This is a genomic window from Streptacidiphilus albus JL83 (genome assembly GCF_000744705.1).
GTDB lineage: Bacteria > Actinomycetota > Actinomycetes > Streptomycetales > Streptomycetaceae > Streptacidiphilus > Streptacidiphilus albus.
In genome coordinates, this window is sequence record NZ_JQML01000001.1 from 8,100,685 (window position 1) to 8,116,236 (window position 15,552).

A 15,552-nucleotide genomic window follows, 5' to 3' on the forward strand; every position below is an offset into this window, starting at 1 on the left:
AGTGGGCGTCACATGGTGAACTTCTCGTGGGGGATGGCCCGCTCCCACACCGCCTCAAAGGCGGAGGTGCACAGCTTCGCCACGGCCGGCTCAGCCCTCAGTTCCTTCGGTGGATCTGCCCAATCCCCCTCGCCTGTGAAGTGGTTGAACACCACGGTCTCGCCATCGAACACCCAGAAGTCGTTTCCGGGCAGTGCGATGTCCGACGCCAGGCGGCGTGGTAGCCATCGGACCTGCTCACCCGAAGCGAGGTTCACAACAGTGCCCTCATGCTCCCACCGGATGTAGTCGGTGACGGGCTCGGAGACGATCCGGGCGCGTCGGATCACGACGCCGCGGGCGACGTTGGCCGCGATGTTCTCGACCCACTCGCGCCAGTACTCCGAGGTGGGGTCGTTGTCCCTCTCGCCCGTCTTCAACCACCGGGAGAAGCCGGAAGACTCACCGCCGACACCGTAGGCGTCCCGCATCTCCAGGTGAACAGCCGACCGCTGCGCGCGGCTCAGCGACTCGTCAAAGCTCGGTACCTCGGGTTGCTGCCAGTCGTTCTGCTTCATCGCACGCCTTCCTGATGAACGGCACCATGCGGGCTGGCATCCTCATCACAAATTCGTGAGCCGGGATGCCCGCCGAGTGGCCGGGCGACCAGCTCCGGCCGCCGACCTCTGCCGTCAACTCCTCTTCTGCCATCGGTCCTTGGAACACCAGGTCTGCGGTCTCGCGCTCCGCCCACACCGTAGGAGATCCGTCCTTCTCGGTGGTGGGATCGATCCCGAAGAAATCTAGCGCCATGGTGATCTCCCGTGTCGAAATCGTTGCGGGTACTTGCAAAACCATCCTCCTTGAGGGTGGTGGCCGGCAAGGGCGCCACGGTCGACTCCGGTACCCGCTGCCTGCCCCGTCGCCCCCGGCTCGGAGGCGACCGGAGGAACGGGAGACAGGGGTTCATCGTCAGCCGGGTCTCATCAGTGGGATCGCTCAGGTTCCACGGGCTGTCGTGCCCGCAGGCGCCCCTGACACTTCCAGTCGTCGGCCCGTGCGATGGCGTGCCCGCCGACAGCGGCGACGGCGGCAGCACGTTCGCCTCCTGCCGTTCGGGTGAAGAAGTCGCATCGGACTTGCGCGACAGCCGCCGCACCCCAAGCAGGCACGCGCCGCAGCCGTCGTACCCTCTGATCATGCCGCCGATCACTACCCGCTCCCGTGCCTTTCGTACCGACCGTACGAAGGCACTCCTGCCGTTCGCCGAGAAGATCCGCACCGCCGTCCGGAAGCGGGCCGGTCGCGCCGCGACCTCGCTGGTCCACCGGGGCTGGGGGTGGGTGCAGGAGGCCGGCTCGGTCAGCGCCGACCGGCCCGGACGGCTGCGCTTCGGCGCGCTCGGCCCCTGTTCGCGGCTGACCTTCCCGCTCGGCTCGGTCTTCAACGAGCAGTGGATCCACATCGGCAGTTACTGCATCATCGGCGAGGGCGTCTCGATGTCGGCCGGCTTCCTGCCCGGCCTCGACCTCGGCCCCGAGCCTGTCGTCCGGATCGGCAACGGCTGCGTGATCGGCCGGGACAGCCATATCGTCGGGCACCACTCGATCACCTTCGGCGACGACGTCTGGACCGGCCCCGGGGTCTACGTCACCGACGAGAACCACTCCTACGACGACCCGGACCTGCCCATCGGCAAGCAGTGGCCGCGCAACGAGGCAGTGTCGATAGGCTCCGGCAGCTGGATCGGCACCGGCGCGGTGATCCTGCCCGGGGCGACCATCGGCCGGAACGTGGTGGTGGCCGCCAACGCGGTGGTGCGCGGCACCGTCCCCGACCACAGCGTGGTCGTCGGCGCGCCGGCCAGGGTGGTCCGCCGCTACACCCCCGAGGAGGGCTGGCAGCCACCGATCCGGACGGTCGCGCCCAAGCCGGTCCCGCCGGGCATCACCCACGAGGAACTGGTCGCGCTGATCGGCTGGGACTTGCACCCGCCCAAGGACGGCGCGGCGCCGGCGGCCCGGCAGGCTCCGGACGCGGACCCGGTGGGCTGACCGGCCGGTCGACCCGCTACCGGGCGGGGGCTCGGCCGCCGCCCAGGACGCAGTCCCCGCAGAGACCGCCGGCCCGTCCGGGCGCGGCCCGGTAGATCAGGCAGCAGTTGCGTCGCCGGAACCGGCCGGTACCGGCGTCGGCCGTGTGCGCGGCACGCAGCAGCGGATGGTCCAGCAGCAGGTCGGCGGTGGCCCGGAGTCGGGCGGCCCGCGCGGGGAGGGCCGCGCCGGCCACCCGGGCGGCGGCGTCGACGGCCGAGGCGACATTGCCCCACAGGATCTGCTCGGCGACCGAAAGCCGCGCCACCGCCCGGACCAGCTCCCGGACCGGGCCCGCCAGCAGGGCGTCGGCCCAGGCCTCCACCGTCCCGGCCGGGTCGGCCGTGCCGGCCGGGACGCCGGGTGCCGGGGCCGGGTCGGGGCCCGGGGCCAGGTCCGCGAGCGGCAGCGAGAGCGGGAAGGCGCCGCCGAGCTCCGGCTGCCAGCGCAGGGCGCCCGGATCCAGGCACGGGCGGGCGCCGTCGAGCGCGGCCAGGGCCAGGGCGGGCGACAGCAGCCGGGCGGTCAGCCCGAGTTGGGCCACGGACGCGGCGACCCGCAGCTCCACCGCCGCGACCGGCTGTCGGCCGGCCGAGGCCAGGTGGGCGCGGACCCGGTCGACCCGGTCCCGGAGCAGGGCCGGGTCGGCGGTCAGCTCGCCGAAGACCCGCCAGGGGGCGGGCGGAGCGGCGTCCGGGCGGACGGGCGGGGGATGCGCCGCCACGGCGAAGAACGGCCCGAGGGCCGCGAGCCGCCGCAGCGTCGCTTCCGTCCCGGCCGCGACCGGGCCCGGCTCCAGCGGCTTCACAGTGCGCCGACCGCCGGTGCGCCGACCGCTTGGGTGCCGACCGTCTGGACGCCGACCGCCTGCGGCGCGCGCCGGAGAGCGGCGCGTCCGGGGTCGAGCAGCCGCTCCGCCATCGGCCCGAACAGCAGCCCCAGGGTCGCCCAGAGCAGCAGTTGGGCGGCGACGGAGTACAGCCGGAAGGAGAAGAGCGTGTCGGCCGGGAAACCCGGGTAGACGATCACGCCCCGGGCGTCCCGCAGCGGCAGCGGGGTCTCGCTCGCCATGTGTCCGAACTCCTTCACGTTCGCCGGCAGTTCGCCCAGCGAGGGGAGCAGGGCCATGACCGTGCCGATGGCCACCGCGAAGGCGGCGCCGGCCAGCAGCGTGGCGTTCCAGTTGCCGAGGCGCGGCTGGAGCCGTCGGCCCAACCATACGGCGGCGACCAGTAGCAGCACCGAGCAGCCCACCATGCCCAGGTAGAGGTTGCCCCGGTCGTGGATGGTGTCCGGGTGCCCGATCGACGGCGGGTCGGCCGGGTACTTCAGGAACGGCACCAGGTAGATGCCGAGGAAGCCGCCCAGCGCCACCAGCAGCGCCAGGGTGCGGGGCCGCAGCCGGCCGACCCGGCCGACGCAGACCGCGTGGACGACGGCGAGGAGCGCGCCCATGGCCATGCCGAAGAGCACCATGCCGACGCCGATCCCCAGGTTGGCCTGGACGCCACGGCTGAAGAGCTCGGGCCCCTCGTCCGGGACCGCCGTCCCGGCGGCCCGGTCCAGCGCGGCGACGGCGGCGTCGCGTCCGCTCTCGTAGTCGATCGCCCGGCCGATCAGCGGCTCGGCGAAGATCCGCGCGAAGACGAAGGCGAGCAGCCCGGCCACCGCGCCGGCCAGCACCCCGCGCAGGATGAGTCTTTTCTCCATCACGTATTCCCTTGTCGACTTATCTATGACCTGTCAGCAGTGGTCAGTGGCAGGGGAAGCCGAGGAAGTGCCGGGCGTCGTGGACGAACTCGTGGACGTGCATGTCCTGGCCGAGGACCGAGTAGGCGCCCTGGTCCACGCCGATGAAGTAGTAGGCCGCGAGGGCGGCCAGAGCGGTGCCGGCGAGCCAGGCCGCCGCCCTGGCGGCGGGCAGGACGACCGGAGCGGTGGCGGTGGCGGGGCCGACGGCGGCACCGGCCGTGACACCGGTAAGGGGCAGACTGCTGCTCATCGATGAGCCTCCTTCGGGGATCGTGCGTCCCTCGGTTCGGTGGGGCATCGCGGCGGCGGAGTGTCTGACTCGCCGGTCCCCGGGAGGGGAGCGGCTCACAGTGGCGCGACCGTGCTGGAGTTCCACCAGCTTCCTCGTGCCGTCACGATCTGCCGATCGTAGGTAAGAGTCTGTCAAGAGTCAATCGTGCGGGCGGCGGCCCGGCGGACGGCCAGGGTGCAGCAGCCGGAGAGGGCCGCGAGCAGCGCCACCGAGAGCAGGGCGTGCGGGAGTCCGATGCCCTGGGCCAGGAAGCCGATCACCGGCGGGCCGAGGACCATGCCGCCGTAGCCCAGCATGGAGGCGGTGGCCACGCCCTTGGGTCCGTCGAGCGCCCCTGCCCGGTCGATCGCCAGCGGGAAGATGTTCGACAGGCCGAGCCCGACCAGCAGGAACCCGCCCAGGACCAGCGGCAGCGACGGGCTGAGCGCGCCGACCAGCATGCCTGCGGCGGCCAGGCCGCTGCCGCCGACCATGACCCGGGTGGCGCCGAAGCGCTCGACCAGCCGGGTGCCGCTGAACCGGCCGGTGGTCATCGCCAGCGAGTACGCGGCGAAGCCGGCGGCGGCGACCGAGGCGCTGGTGTGCAGGTCGGCGGTGAGGTGCAGGGTGCCCCAGTCGGCCAGTGCGCCCTCGCCGTAGGCGTCGCAGAGCGCGACCAGGCCGAGCAGCAGCACCAGCAAGAACGGTCCGGCGGCGGGGAGCCGGCCGTCGGCCGGCGCCGGAGCGGGGTCCTCGGGCTCCGCGGCCGCCACCGGCGCCGGGTGGGTGCGCAGCAGTACCGGCCCGGCGGCGGCGGTGACCAGCAGGCCGAAGGCCGCCATCAGGCCCAGGTGCTGAGCGGCCGTCAGGGAACGGGTCAGCACTCCGCCGAGCGCGGCGCCGATCAGCCCGCCGAGGCTGTAGGCGGCGTGGAAGGTCGGCATCACCGGCCGGCGGATGACGGCGACCAGGTCCACCGCCGCGCTGTTCAGGGCGACGTTCATGGTGCCGAAGCCGGCGCCGAACAGCAGCAGCGCCCCGCTCAGCCCGAGCACCGTGTGGACCTGCGGCGGCAGGGCCACGGAGCCGCACATCGTGACCGCGCCGACCAGGGTGACCCGCGCGGTGCCGTGGCGCAGGACCAGCCGGCCGACCGGGCCCATGGTCACGATGGCCCCGATCGACACGCAGAGCAGGGCCAGCCCCAGATCGGCCGGCGAGGCGTGGACGGCCGCCTTGACGGCCGGGATGCGGACCACCCAGCCGGCGAAGACCAGCCCGTCCAGGGCGAAGAAGGCGGTCAGGGCGATCCGGTTGGCCGACCACTCGGTGGGACGGCGGGTGTGTGGGGCGGCGGAGGCGACAGGAGTGACGGCTGTTTTGTTTATTTGCGGCACAAAGTCAGAATAGGAGGGTGCAGCGTACTCACACAAGTCCCGACCGGGGGCGTGCGGCCCTGGGGCCCGCGCTCTCGCTGATCCACACCGGAGCGGCGCCGACCCGCTCCGCGCTCACCGGTGCGCTGGGGGTCACCCGGGCCACCGCGGGCGCGATCACCGGCGAGTTGGAGGCGCTGCGGCTGATCACCGTTGACGCCCGGCCGGCCGGCGGCACCCGGGGCCGCCCCTCGCACCGGCTGGCTGTCGACGCGTCAGGGCCGGTCGTGGTCGCCGCGCAGGTCCACGCCGACGGCTTCACCGTCGCCCTGGCCGGCCTCGGCGGGCTGCTCGGCGAGCCGGTCGACCTGCCGCTGCCGGCCGACCCGACCCCCGAGCGGGTGATGCGCGCCGTCGTCGCCGAGGCCGCGCGGCAGATCGCCGCCGACCCGCGCCGCTGCGTCGGCCTCGGCCTCGCGGTGCCCACCCCGGTCGCCCTGCCCGAGCGCACCGCCGTCGCCGCCATGTACCTGGACTGGCCCTCCGGCACCCGCGTCGGCGACCTGCTCGAACAGGCCGTGGCCGAGGCCGGTCTGGGGCTGCCGGTGGACGTCGCCAACGATGCCAACCTCGCCGCGCTCGCCGAGCACCGGCACGGCGCGGGGCGCGGCGCCCGGCACCTGCTCTACATCGCCTCGGGCCACCGGGGCATCGGCGGGGCACTGGTGGTCGACGGCCGGTTGCACACCGGCAGCGCCGGACTGGCCCTGGAGGTCGGTCAGTTGACGGTCGACCCGAACGGCCGCCGCTGCCCCTGCGGCAACCGGGGCTGCCTGGACGTCGAGGCCGACCCGCCGGCCCTGCTCGCCGCCGCCGGCCGCACCCCCGACCCGGACCGCTCCATGGACGAGCAGACGGCCGAGGTGCTGGCCGACGCGGCCGCCGGGGACGCCGCCGCCAGGGCCGCCCTCGACCATGTCGTCGACCGGCTCGGCCTGGGCATCGCCGGGGTGATCAACATCCTCAACCCCGACCGGATCGTCCTCGGCACCTTCCTGGCGGCGCTGCTGGACGCCGCCCCGGAGCGGCTCCCGGACGTGGTCGCCGACCGCTCCCACTGGGGCCGCTGCGGCCGGGTCCCGATCGTCCCCGCCGCCCTGGACCGCTCCGAGCTGGCCGGCGCCGCCGAACTGGCCTGGGCCCCGGTCCTCGCCGACCCGCTCGGGGTGCTGTCCGGGGACTGAGCGGCAGGGGCCGCCCCGGGGGGAGCGCTCGCGGGAGTAGCGGGGGTGGGCCCGGCGTACTCCCGGGGGAGCAGGACAGGTGTCCGCCCGGGCACGACGACCCGGGGGCCCCGTCGGGGCGATGCTCGGGACGTGCCGCGAAACCGCGCGGCGCGCCCCCGAGAACGAAGTCCCTAGGAGCGCGAGATGGACACAACTCTGCTGGCGGACAGCTGGCACGGCGGGCCCGGCCCGTGGTTCCTGGTGTTCCCGCTGTTCTGGGTCGCGGTCGCGATCTTCATCCGCAAGGTGCTGCGCCGGCGCCACGGGCTGGCCGGCGGGCCGGGGCGCGGCTACGGTCCCGGTCCTGGCTTCGACCGCGGCCACGGCCACGGTCGGGACCACGGCCGCCGGTCCGGGTGGTCCGGACCGGAGTCGGCGCCGCCGACCCCGGTCGAGACCCTGAACCGCAAGTACGCCGACGGTGAGATCGACGAGTTCGAGTACCGCCAGCGCTACGACCTGCTCACCGAGACCAACGGCGGCTCGACCGGCGCCGACGCGGTGACCGACAAGGTCGCGGCGGCCGCGACCGGGACGGGTTCGGCCGACCGCCCCTCCGACAGCGCCCCGGGCGCCGGTGCCGGCTCCAACTCCTGAAGCACGGCCACCTGATCCACGACGGCCTGCAGCGGAGCACCGGTGTTCCGCCACCCCGCCCCTCCCCGGGCGGGGTCCAGTCGTGGTGCGGCCTGGAGGGTGAACCAGACGACCTTGCCCTCGCCCTCCGGGGCCGCCCCCCACTCCTTGCTCAGCGCCGTCACCATGCCGAGGCCGCGACCGCCGGCCGCGTCCAGGTCGGGGTGGAGCAGCCGGGGGAGCACCGGGCTGGAGTCGTGCACCTCCAGGCGCAGGACTTCATCGTCGGCGGTGAGCCGGAGCAGGCACTCCTGTCCGGGGCCGACATGCCGGTGGACGTTGCCCAGCAGTTCGGTGGCGCCCAGTTGGGCGGCGTCCACCAGCTCGGGCAGGTCCCAGTGGCGCAGGTGCGCCTGGATGATCCGCCGGATGGCGGCGAACCTCCGGGGTTCGACGACGAGCCTGAGCTCGTAGAGCGGGCTGCCGTGTTCTGACATCACCGTTCGACTCCTCCCGTGTCGGGGGACAGGGGCGTGCGACGTACGGACGGTCCAGGTCCATGCTGCACCTCCTGGCTTTCCATGCGTAACCACACAAACACAAAGAGTTCTGGAACATGCGATCCCGTATGGCATATTCCAAGGATTTGTGGGGCTGGGGCGAAAGCTACGATGCGCGCATGAAGACCCTTGACGTGGACCGCAGCGACGCCGAATACCGGGCCTGGCTGAAGGAGGCCGTCCGCAAGGTTCAGGCCGATGCCAACCGTTCGGCCGACACCCATCTGCTGCGGTTCCCGCTGCCCGAGGAATGGGGCGTGGACCTGTATCTGAAGGACGAGTCGACCCATCCCACCGGCAGCCTCAAGCACCGGCTGGCCAGGTCGCTCTTCCTGTACGCCCTGTGCAACGGCTGGATCAGGCCGGGCTGTCCGGTGGTCGAGGCGTCCAGTGGCTCGACGGCGGTCTCCGAGGCGTACTTCGCCAAGCTGATCGGGGTGCCGTTCATCGCGGTCATGCCGCGCACCACGAGTTGCGAGAAGATCAGCCTGATCGAGGCCCAGGGTGGCAGCTGTCACCTGGTCGACGACACCCGGACGCTGTACGAGGTCTCGGCACGACTCGCCGAGGAATCCGGCGGTCATTACATGGATCAGTTCACTTACGCCGAACGGGCGACGGACTGGCGCGGGAACAACAATATCGCCGAGTCGATCTACGCCCAGCTGCGGCTGGAGCGGCACCCGGTGCCGACCTGGATCGTGGCGACGGCCGGCACCGGCGGCACCTCGGCGACCCTGGCCCGCTACGTCCACTACACCCAGGCCGACACCCGGATCTGCGTGGCCGACCCGGAGAACTCCTGTTTCTTCGACGGCTGGGTCTCCGGCGACCCCACGGTGGCCTGCGAGCGCGGCTCGCGGATCGAGGGCATCGGCCGGCCCCGGATGGAGCCGAGCTTCATCCCCGGGGCGATCGACCGGATGATGAAGGTCCCGGACGCGGCCTCGATCGCGGCGATGCGGACCCTGGCCCGGGTGATGGGGCGGAAGCCGGGCGGCTCCACCGGGACCGGGCTGTGGAGCGCATTCAAGATCATTTCTGAGATGCGCGCGGCCGGGGAGCGCGGCAGCGTGGTCACCCTGATCTGCGACCCGGGCGACCGCTACCTGGACAAGTACTACGCCGACGAGTGGCTGGTGGAGCAGGGCATCGACATCGCCCCCGCCACGGCGGCGCTGGAGGGCTTCCTGGCGACCGGGGAGTGGACCGCCTGAGGGCCCGCCGGGGAACCCGGCCGAGACCCGCCGGGGCGCGGCGGCCCTGGGTGATGCTCCGTCAGCCAGTGGCCGTGCAGCGGGCGTCGAGCCGGCCGGCGGCCCGGCGGAGCGAGCGGACCACGGCGGGGCCCGACAGCCGCATCAGCGCGCACAGCGCCCAGTCGCCGTCCACGGCCATGGTGAACCGCAGCAGGGTGCCCCCGTCCTCGGCCGCTCGCAGCAGCCACTCCTCCATCCAGGCGTGGACGCCCGGCAGCCGGGTCTCCTCGACCCGGTAGACGAAGCGCTGCGACGGCTCGGCGACGATGACGCTCTCGACGAAGCGCACCCCGCCGCGCAGCACCACCGACCGCCCGGCGCCGGCCCCGTACGGGGGCTGCCCGACGTACGCGGCGGAGCGCACTTCGCGGAACCACAGCGGCCAGGTCGACGCGTCGTCGGCCAGCTCCCGGTACACCGCCTCGGGGGCACTGCGCAGCCGTGCCTCGCAGACGAGTCGGACCGGCGCGGCCGAGAGGAAGTCGGTCGTCACCGGATGCAGTCGGGTCACCATGACCAGCAGGGTAGTTGACGCCGCATCGGACGGACCACCAGGGGGGCTCAGCCCTGCGAGGTGGCGATGACGACCTCGCGCACCTGCTCCGCCACGGCCGAGCGGATCTCGGCCGGCAGGCCGACATCGGTGACCAGGGTGTCCACGTCGTTCAGTGCGGCGAAGGTGGACAGGCCGACCGTGCCCCACTTGGTGTGGTCCGCCACCGCCACCACCCGCCGGGCCGAGGCCACGAAGCTGCGGTTGGTCTCGGCCTCCGCCAGGTTGGGCGTGGACAGCCCGGCCTCCAGCGAGATCCCGTGGCAGCCCAGGAACAGCAGGTCGAAGTGGAGCGAGCGGATCGCCCGGTCCGCGATCGGACCGACCAGCGAGTCGGAGGGGGTGCGGACCCCGCCGGTCAGCACCACCGTCGCCGACCGCGCGCCGGTGCCGCCGTGCCGCAGCGCGTGCTCGAAGACGTCGGCGACCCGGACCGAGTTGGTCACCACGGTCAGCCCCTCGACCTGGACCAGGTGGTGCGCCAGGGCGTAGGTCGTGGTCCCGCCGGACAGGGCGACCGCGCTGCCCGGCGCCACCAGTCGGGCCGCCTCCCGGGCGATGTCCTCCTTGGCGGTCAGCTCCAGCGCCGACTTGGCCTCGAAGCCGGGCTCGTGGGTGCTGGCCTCCAGCACGGGCACCGCACCGCCGTGCACCTTCTCCACCATGCCCTGCCGGGCCAGCGCGTCCAGGTCCCGGCGCACCGTCATGTCGGAGACGTTCAGACGGCGAGTCAGCTCGTTGACCCGGACCCCGCCGCGGCGCCGCACCTCGTCCAGGATCACGGCCCGTCGCTGCTCGGCCAGAAGATTGCTGTTCTCAGCCACCCCGCCACTGCCCTCCGGTTCCCCACCGCATCCGACCTTGTGCGACCATCCTCGCACGCCCGGCTGAGCGCGGACCACGCCGCAACCGGTGCGCCCGGCCGCCGAACGCGAGAGCATGCGGCTGACCACGCAGCGGCACACACCCAGGGGACAGCCATGGCTGACAGTTCGGCACCGACCGAGGACACCGGCAGACCCGGTGGCGGGCTCGCCCTGGAACTACTGGTGCACGGAGTCGGCGGGACCACGCCCGAGGTGATGCTCGACGACCCGCACCTGGTCCGGATCACCGGGGACGGCGTGGCCGGAACCTACCGTCGCTGGGGCGACGGGAACGCCGAGGACGACCCCGACCGCTACCGCGGCGGCGCGGTCGAGGAGGCCTACTCCTGGGGCGGGCTGACCTCGGGCTCCGGCAGCCGCGCGCTGTGGCTGCTGCTGCTCCCGTTCATGCTGGCCAACCTGGCCCACTGGATGCGGCCCGCCGCCCCCCGCAGCGCCCCCGCGCAGCGGGCCTACGACCTGATCGTCCGGCTGCTGGCGCTCTGCCTCACCGTGCTGCTCACGGCGACCGCCGCCGAGGCCGCGCTCGACCTGCTCGGCTGGCAGTGCGCCGGGACCGCTGCCTGCGCCGCCCACCACAGCTGGCTCGGCTTCCTGGCCGCCGCGCACGGCGGCTGGTGGAGCCAGCCCGGACGCCGGCTGGCGCTCACCGCGCTGCTGCCGCTCGGGCTGGTCGCCGTCATGTGGTGGCTCTCCCACCTCACCTGGGCCGCCTACGAGACCCAGCGCCCCGCCACCGGCAGCCCCGCCACCGAGAGGCCCGCCGGCGGTGCCGCCCGCGCCGACGACACCCCGCCGATGCAGCTGCCCGGCTTCTGGTACGGCATGCGGCTGGTCCGCCGGCTGCGCGCGGTCCATGTCGCCGCCGGGCTGCTCACCGTCGCCCTCGGGGTGCTGCTGCCGGTGCTCGACCACGACCGGCGGCACAGCGGCGCGCTCTGCGTCCTCGGCTGGCTGCTGCTCGCGCTCCTGCTGCTGCTCACCGCCGGGGTGTTCACCGCGCTGGCACGCAGCAGCCGGCTGGAGAGCGAACAGGACGACCGGCCCGACTCGCTGCCGATGCGGGGCCTGCACTGGGCCTCGCTGGCGCTGCTCGCCCTGGTGCTGCTGGACGCCGCCTGGTCCAGGGCCGGCTGGGCGTCCACCGGCCGGCTCCCCGGCGCCTCCCCCTTCTTCGTCACCCTGTGCCTGTTCCAACTGCTGCTGGTGCTGCTGCTGGTCGGCGCCGCGCTGCTGCTGCGGCGGGCCGGCGCCCGGGGACCGGTGGCGGTGGCGCCGATGGTCACCGACCCGGCGGTGGCCGTCCCCGGACCCGGCTCCGGCGGTGAGGTCCCGGGCCTGGACGAGGCGTTCGGCGGCGGCGACGGCGCGGTGCTGCACGGGCTCGGCGGACCGGTCACCGCCATGCTCGGCGCCGGCCTGGGCAACCTGCTCACCGCCGGCAGTACCGTCTGGACCGCCCAGTGGCTGATGGGCCGGGGCACCCTCGGCGAGACCATCCCCGGGCCGCCGCCGCTGCTGACCTGGCACAGCACCGGAGTGCCGGTGCTGGCGCTGCTCCTCCTGGTCCCGGTGGGGGTGGTGGTGGCCCGGATGCTGCGGCAGAAGAAGGCACTGGCCCCGCAGGTGGAGACCGCCTACGCGGTCGGCCGCCGGGCCGCCGCGCCCCGCACCGGGCAGATCGCCGGGGCGCTGGCCAGGGCCAGGCTGCTGGAGGCCGCACCGCTGCTGGTCGGCAGCCTCGGCGGGCTGGCCTTCCTGCTGGCCGCGGCCTCGGTGGCCGGGGCGCTGGTCGGCGGCCGCACACCCGCGCTGGCCGCCGCGCACGCCCCCACCCTGGTCTCCTACACCGCCACCAGCCTCCAGTCCCTGGGCGGCTGGCTGGTCGGCGCCTTCCTGCTGGCCCTGGTCGCACTCGGCCGCCGGGCCTACAAGAACGTCGCCACCCGCCGCACCGTCGGCGTGCTCTGGGACATCGGCACCTTCTGGCCGCGCGCGGCCCACCCCTTCGCGCCGCCCTGCTACGCCGAGCGCGCCGTCCCCGACCTGGAGTGGCGGATCCGCGGCTGGCTCGCCGCCGGGGACGGGCGCCGGCTGGTGCTCTCCGCGCACTCCCAGGGGACGGTGCTCGCCGCCGCCGCCGTCTGGCAGCTCGACCCGGAGACCCGGGCCCGGGTCGCGCTGCTGACCTACGGCTGCCCGCTGCGCCGCCTCTACGGGCGCTTCTTCCCCGGCTACATGGCCCTGGACGAGCTGGAGACGCTGCGGGAGTCCACGCCCTACTGGCGCAACCTGTTCCGGGTCACCGACCCGATCGGCGGCCCGGTCCGGGTACCGGTCCCGGCGGGGGAGCGGCCGGTGGACGCGCCGCCCTTCGTCGACCCGCTGGCCTACGACCGGGACGCGCAGCACCCGCTGCCGGTCCCGATCCAGGGCCACTTCAACTACCGCCAGGACCCGCGCTTCGTCAGCGAACGGGACCAGCTGCTGCGGCAGTTGTGACGCCCCCGCCCGGCAGGTCGGCGGGCAGCAGCAGCTGCAGCTCCGCCGCGGTCGCGTCGGCCCGCTGGGCCAGCCGCACCGCGTGCCGCTCGACCATGGTCTCGAAGACCTGCCGGGCGGTGCGGCCGTTGCCGAAGGAGGGCCCCCGGGGCAGCCGGGCGAAGTGGTCGAGCAGGGCCTCCACGGCCGCCTCGGACAGCTCGTACTCCTGCTCGGACGCCTGCTGCCGGGTGATCTCGACCAGCTCCGGCGCGGAGTAGTCCGGGAAGGTGACGGTCCGGGAGAACCGGGAGGCCACACCGGGGTTGGAGGCCAGGAAGCGCTCCATCTCGGCGGTGTAGCCGGCCACGATGACCACCACGTCGTCGCGGTGGTCCTCCATCAGCTTGACCAGGGTGTCGACGGCCTCCCGGCCGAAGTCCCGGCCGCCGTCCTCCGGCGCCAGCGCGTACGCCTCGTCGATGAACAGCACGCCGCCCAGCGAGCGCTGGAACACCTCGGAGGTCCGCTGCGCGGTCGAGCCGATGTGCTCGCCGACCAGGTCGAGCCGGGCCACCTCGACCAGGTGGCCGCGCTGCAGCACCCCCAGCGCCGCCAGGATCTCGCCGTAGAGCCGGGCCACCGTGGTCTTGCCGGTACCGGGGGAGCCGGTGAAGACCAGGTGCCGGCGCAGCGAGGGCGCCTTGAGACCGGCCTGCTGCCGGCGGCGCCCCACCGAGATCAGGTCGATCAGGGTGCGCACCTCCTGCTTGACCGTGTCCAGGCCGATCAGCGAGTCCAGCTCGGCCAGCGACTCCTCGGCCGGCCGGCACTCCGGCAGCGGTGCGATCGAGGCCGGCTGCGGCGCGGGCTGCGCCCCGGCGTCGACCAGCGAGGCGGCGGAGCGCGCGGCCGGGAGCGCGGGCGCCGCGCCGCGCCAGGCCGAGGCGGTGGTCGCGGTCGCCCGCACCGGCTCCAGCGGCGGCGCGGTCTTGACGTCGTCGGAGACGCAGCCGTCGGTGACCGGGCCCAGCTCGGAGAACTCGAAGCCGCCCCGGGCGTTCTGCTCGGCCCGGCAGCGGGTCAGCACGGTGCGGCAGCCGTCGATCACGTGGAAGCCGAAGCCCTTGCCCTGGGCGGCCAGCACCTCCTCGAAGGTGCCCCGGCCGCCGGCCGAGACGTAGACCGCCGCCTCGACCGTGCCGCGCACGGTGCACCGGCGCAGCACCGGGTCGGCCCCCTTGGTGGCGATCACCCCGGTCGCCACGTCGCTGACCTCCACCCCGGTCAGCAGCCCGCCGCTGCCGTGGTCGCGGAACCACAGGCCGGTGTTGGCGTCCTGCACCCTGACCTGGTCCAGCCTGACGGTCGCCCCGTCGCTCACCGACACGGCGGTGTTCCTGACCTGGGTGAAGGAGCAGTCCGCGGCCTCGGCCGTGGATCCCCGGTCCAGCACGAACAGCGCGTCCGGGACGTCGTGGATCCGGCAGTCGGTGAGCAGCACGGCCGCGCCGTCGCTGACCCACACCGCCGGGTAGTCGCCGGTGCTGTCGCGGATCTCGCAGCCCACGGCCTCGACCCGGGTCTCCTGGTCCCAGACCGAGAGGCCGTTCCTGGCGAAGGCCCGGAAGCTGCTGCCCTGGATCCGGAGCACCGAGCGTCCGCGCAGGTCCGCGCCGTTCTCCGGGACCTCGTGCACCCGGCAGCCGGTGAGCTCCAGCACCGCCTCGGTGTCCAGCGCCAGCCCGTTGTCGGTGACCCGGTGCACGGTGCAGCCGGTGAGGTGCCCCACCGCCCGGTCCTCGGCCTGCACACCGTTGCCGTTGATCTCGTAGAACGCGCAGTCCAGCGCGTCGACCACGGTCCCCGGACCGGTCAGCACCAGCCCGGCGCCGGAGGCGTGGTGGACCTGGCAGCGCTCCAGCCGCGCGGTCGCCCCGGCCCGGACCACGATCCCGGCCTGGCCCGCGCCGAGCACCTCGCACTCCTCGACGTAGGCCGAGGCCGCCCCGGCCACCCTGATCCCCAGGCCGCCCGGGTTCTCCACGGTGCAGCGGCGGACGGACGGGCAGGCGTCGCCGCGGACCTCGATCCCGACCGAGGACCGGGTCGCGATCCGGCAGTCCTCCAGACCCGGTTCGCCAGCCTCGACCAGCACCGCCGGCGCCGAGCCGTCCTGCCCCTCCAGCACCAGCCCCAGGACCTGGGCCGAGGCCAGCAGGGTCAGCGCGGGACCGGTCACCGGCTCGATCCGCACCGACCCGGGGCCGTCGGCGGTGCGGACCGTCACCGCCTTCTCGACCACCACGTTCTCGCGGTAGACCCCGGCGCCTATGGTCACCGTGTCCCCGGTCTCGGCCGCGGCCAGTGCCTCGGCCAGCGTCCCGTACTCCCCGGAGCGCCGCCGCCAACGCGAGGCCCCGTCCAGCGTGACCCGCACTACGCCTGTTCCCATGGTGCTCCCACTTCCCGGGGGACA

14 protein-coding genes and 1 riboswitch are annotated in these 15,552 nt (G+C 74.0%); of the genes, 4 read left to right on the forward strand and 10 right to left on the reverse strand.

Going from position 1 to position 15,552, the window contains the following annotated elements; all coding sequences use genetic code 11:
* Positions 1 to 8: 8 nt before the first annotated feature.
* Entirely contained in the window at positions 9 to 557 is a 549-nt protein-coding gene (locus BS75_RS35220) for a DUF6879 family protein (protein ID WP_034091106.1), read from the reverse strand.
* The gene (locus tag BS75_RS47255) at positions 514 to 837 is read right to left on the reverse strand and encodes a hypothetical protein (protein WP_408022572.1); all 324 of its coding nucleotides are present in this window, start codon (positions 835 to 837) and stop codon (positions 514 to 516) included. The genes BS75_RS35220 and BS75_RS47255 overlap by 44 nt, the downstream gene beginning before the upstream one ends.
* Before the next feature lie 341 nt (positions 838 to 1,178).
* Here BS75_RS47255 and BS75_RS35225 point away from each other — a divergent pair, with 341 nt between their 5' ends.
* Positions 1,179 to 2,033 (forward strand): acyltransferase, encoded by an 855-nt coding sequence (locus tag BS75_RS35225; RefSeq protein ID WP_042437128.1) that lies wholly within the window; start codon positions 1,179 to 1,181, stop codon positions 2,031 to 2,033.
* A 16-nt stretch (positions 2,034 to 2,049) separates the two neighbouring features.
* Here the strand turns inward: BS75_RS35225 and BS75_RS35230 are convergent, their stop codons facing one another.
* The 4 genes from BS75_RS35230 to BS75_RS35245 form a co-directional block, all read right to left on the reverse strand.
* Positions 2,050 to 2,880, reverse strand: a complete 831-nt coding sequence (locus tag BS75_RS35230; protein ID WP_052070115.1) for a (2Fe-2S)-binding protein — start codon at positions 2,878 to 2,880, stop codon at positions 2,050 to 2,052.
* Positions 2,877 to 3,782, reverse strand: a complete 906-nt coding sequence (locus BS75_RS35235; protein WP_042437129.1) for a CbtA family protein — start codon at positions 3,780 to 3,782, stop codon at positions 2,877 to 2,879. The genes BS75_RS35230 and BS75_RS35235 overlap by 4 nt, the downstream gene beginning before the upstream one ends.
* A gap of 43 nt (positions 3,783 to 3,825) precedes the next feature.
* Entirely contained in the window at positions 3,826 to 4,074 is a 249-nt protein-coding gene (locus tag BS75_RS35240; protein WP_081982959.1) for a CbtB-domain containing protein, read from the reverse strand.
* A 38-nt stretch (positions 4,075 to 4,112) separates the two neighbouring features.
* Positions 4,113 to 4,245, reverse strand: a riboswitch (cobalamin riboswitch).
* 2 nt (positions 4,246 to 4,247) lie between these two features.
* Positions 4,248 to 5,492: an MFS transporter gene (locus BS75_RS35245; RefSeq protein WP_034091107.1), complete on the reverse strand. Its 1,245-nt coding sequence runs from the start codon at positions 5,490 to 5,492 to the stop codon at positions 4,248 to 4,250.
* 17 nt (positions 5,493 to 5,509) lie between these two features.
* Here BS75_RS35245 and BS75_RS35250 point away from each other — a divergent pair, with 17 nt between their 5' ends.
* Positions 5,510 to 6,715: an ROK family protein gene (locus BS75_RS35250; RefSeq protein ID WP_034091108.1), complete on the forward strand. Its 1,206-nt coding sequence runs from the start codon at positions 5,510 to 5,512 to the stop codon at positions 6,713 to 6,715.
* A gap of 494 nt (positions 6,716 to 7,209) precedes the next feature.
* Here the strand turns inward: BS75_RS35250 and BS75_RS47265 are convergent, their stop codons facing one another.
* A complete protein-coding gene (locus tag BS75_RS47265; protein ID WP_160312223.1) occupies positions 7,210 to 7,830 on the reverse strand; it encodes an ATP-binding protein in 621 nt (206 codons plus the stop codon).
* Positions 7,831 to 8,012: 182 nt separating this feature from the next.
* Between BS75_RS47265 and cds1 the strand changes: the two genes are divergently transcribed.
* Positions 8,013 to 9,110 carry an L-cysteine desulfhydrase Cds1 gene (gene cds1 / locus BS75_RS35265; protein WP_034091110.1) on the forward strand — a complete coding sequence of 366 codons (1,098 nt, stop codon included), beginning with the start codon at positions 8,013 to 8,015 and terminating at the stop codon, positions 9,108 to 9,110.
* Between the two features lie 61 nt (positions 9,111 to 9,171).
* On the opposite strand, the gene BS75_RS35270 is transcribed toward cds1, so the two are convergent.
* Together BS75_RS35270 and BS75_RS35275 are read right to left on the reverse strand one after the other, a co-directional pair.
* On the reverse strand, positions 9,172 to 9,666 hold the full coding sequence (locus BS75_RS35270; RefSeq protein WP_042437131.1) for an SRPBCC family protein: 495 nt from the start codon (positions 9,664 to 9,666) through the stop codon (positions 9,172 to 9,174).
* A gap of 47 nt (positions 9,667 to 9,713) precedes the next feature.
* Positions 9,714 to 10,529, reverse strand: a complete 816-nt coding sequence (locus BS75_RS35275) for a DeoR/GlpR family DNA-binding transcription regulator (RefSeq protein ID WP_034091111.1) — start codon at positions 10,527 to 10,529, stop codon at positions 9,714 to 9,716.
* A gap of 156 nt (positions 10,530 to 10,685) precedes the next feature.
* Between BS75_RS35275 and BS75_RS43640 the strand changes: the two genes are divergently transcribed.
* Entirely contained in the window at positions 10,686 to 13,094 is a 2,409-nt protein-coding gene (locus BS75_RS43640) for a hypothetical protein (RefSeq protein WP_042437132.1), read from the forward strand.
* On the opposite strand, the gene BS75_RS35285 is transcribed toward BS75_RS43640, so the two are convergent.
* The gene (locus BS75_RS35285; protein ID WP_042437133.1) at positions 13,060 to 15,528 is read right to left on the reverse strand and encodes a right-handed parallel beta-helix repeat-containing protein; all 2,469 of its coding nucleotides are present in this window, start codon (positions 15,526 to 15,528) and stop codon (positions 13,060 to 13,062) included. The genes BS75_RS43640 and BS75_RS35285 overlap by 35 nt on opposite strands.
* Between the last annotated feature and the right edge of the window lie 24 nt (positions 15,529 to 15,552).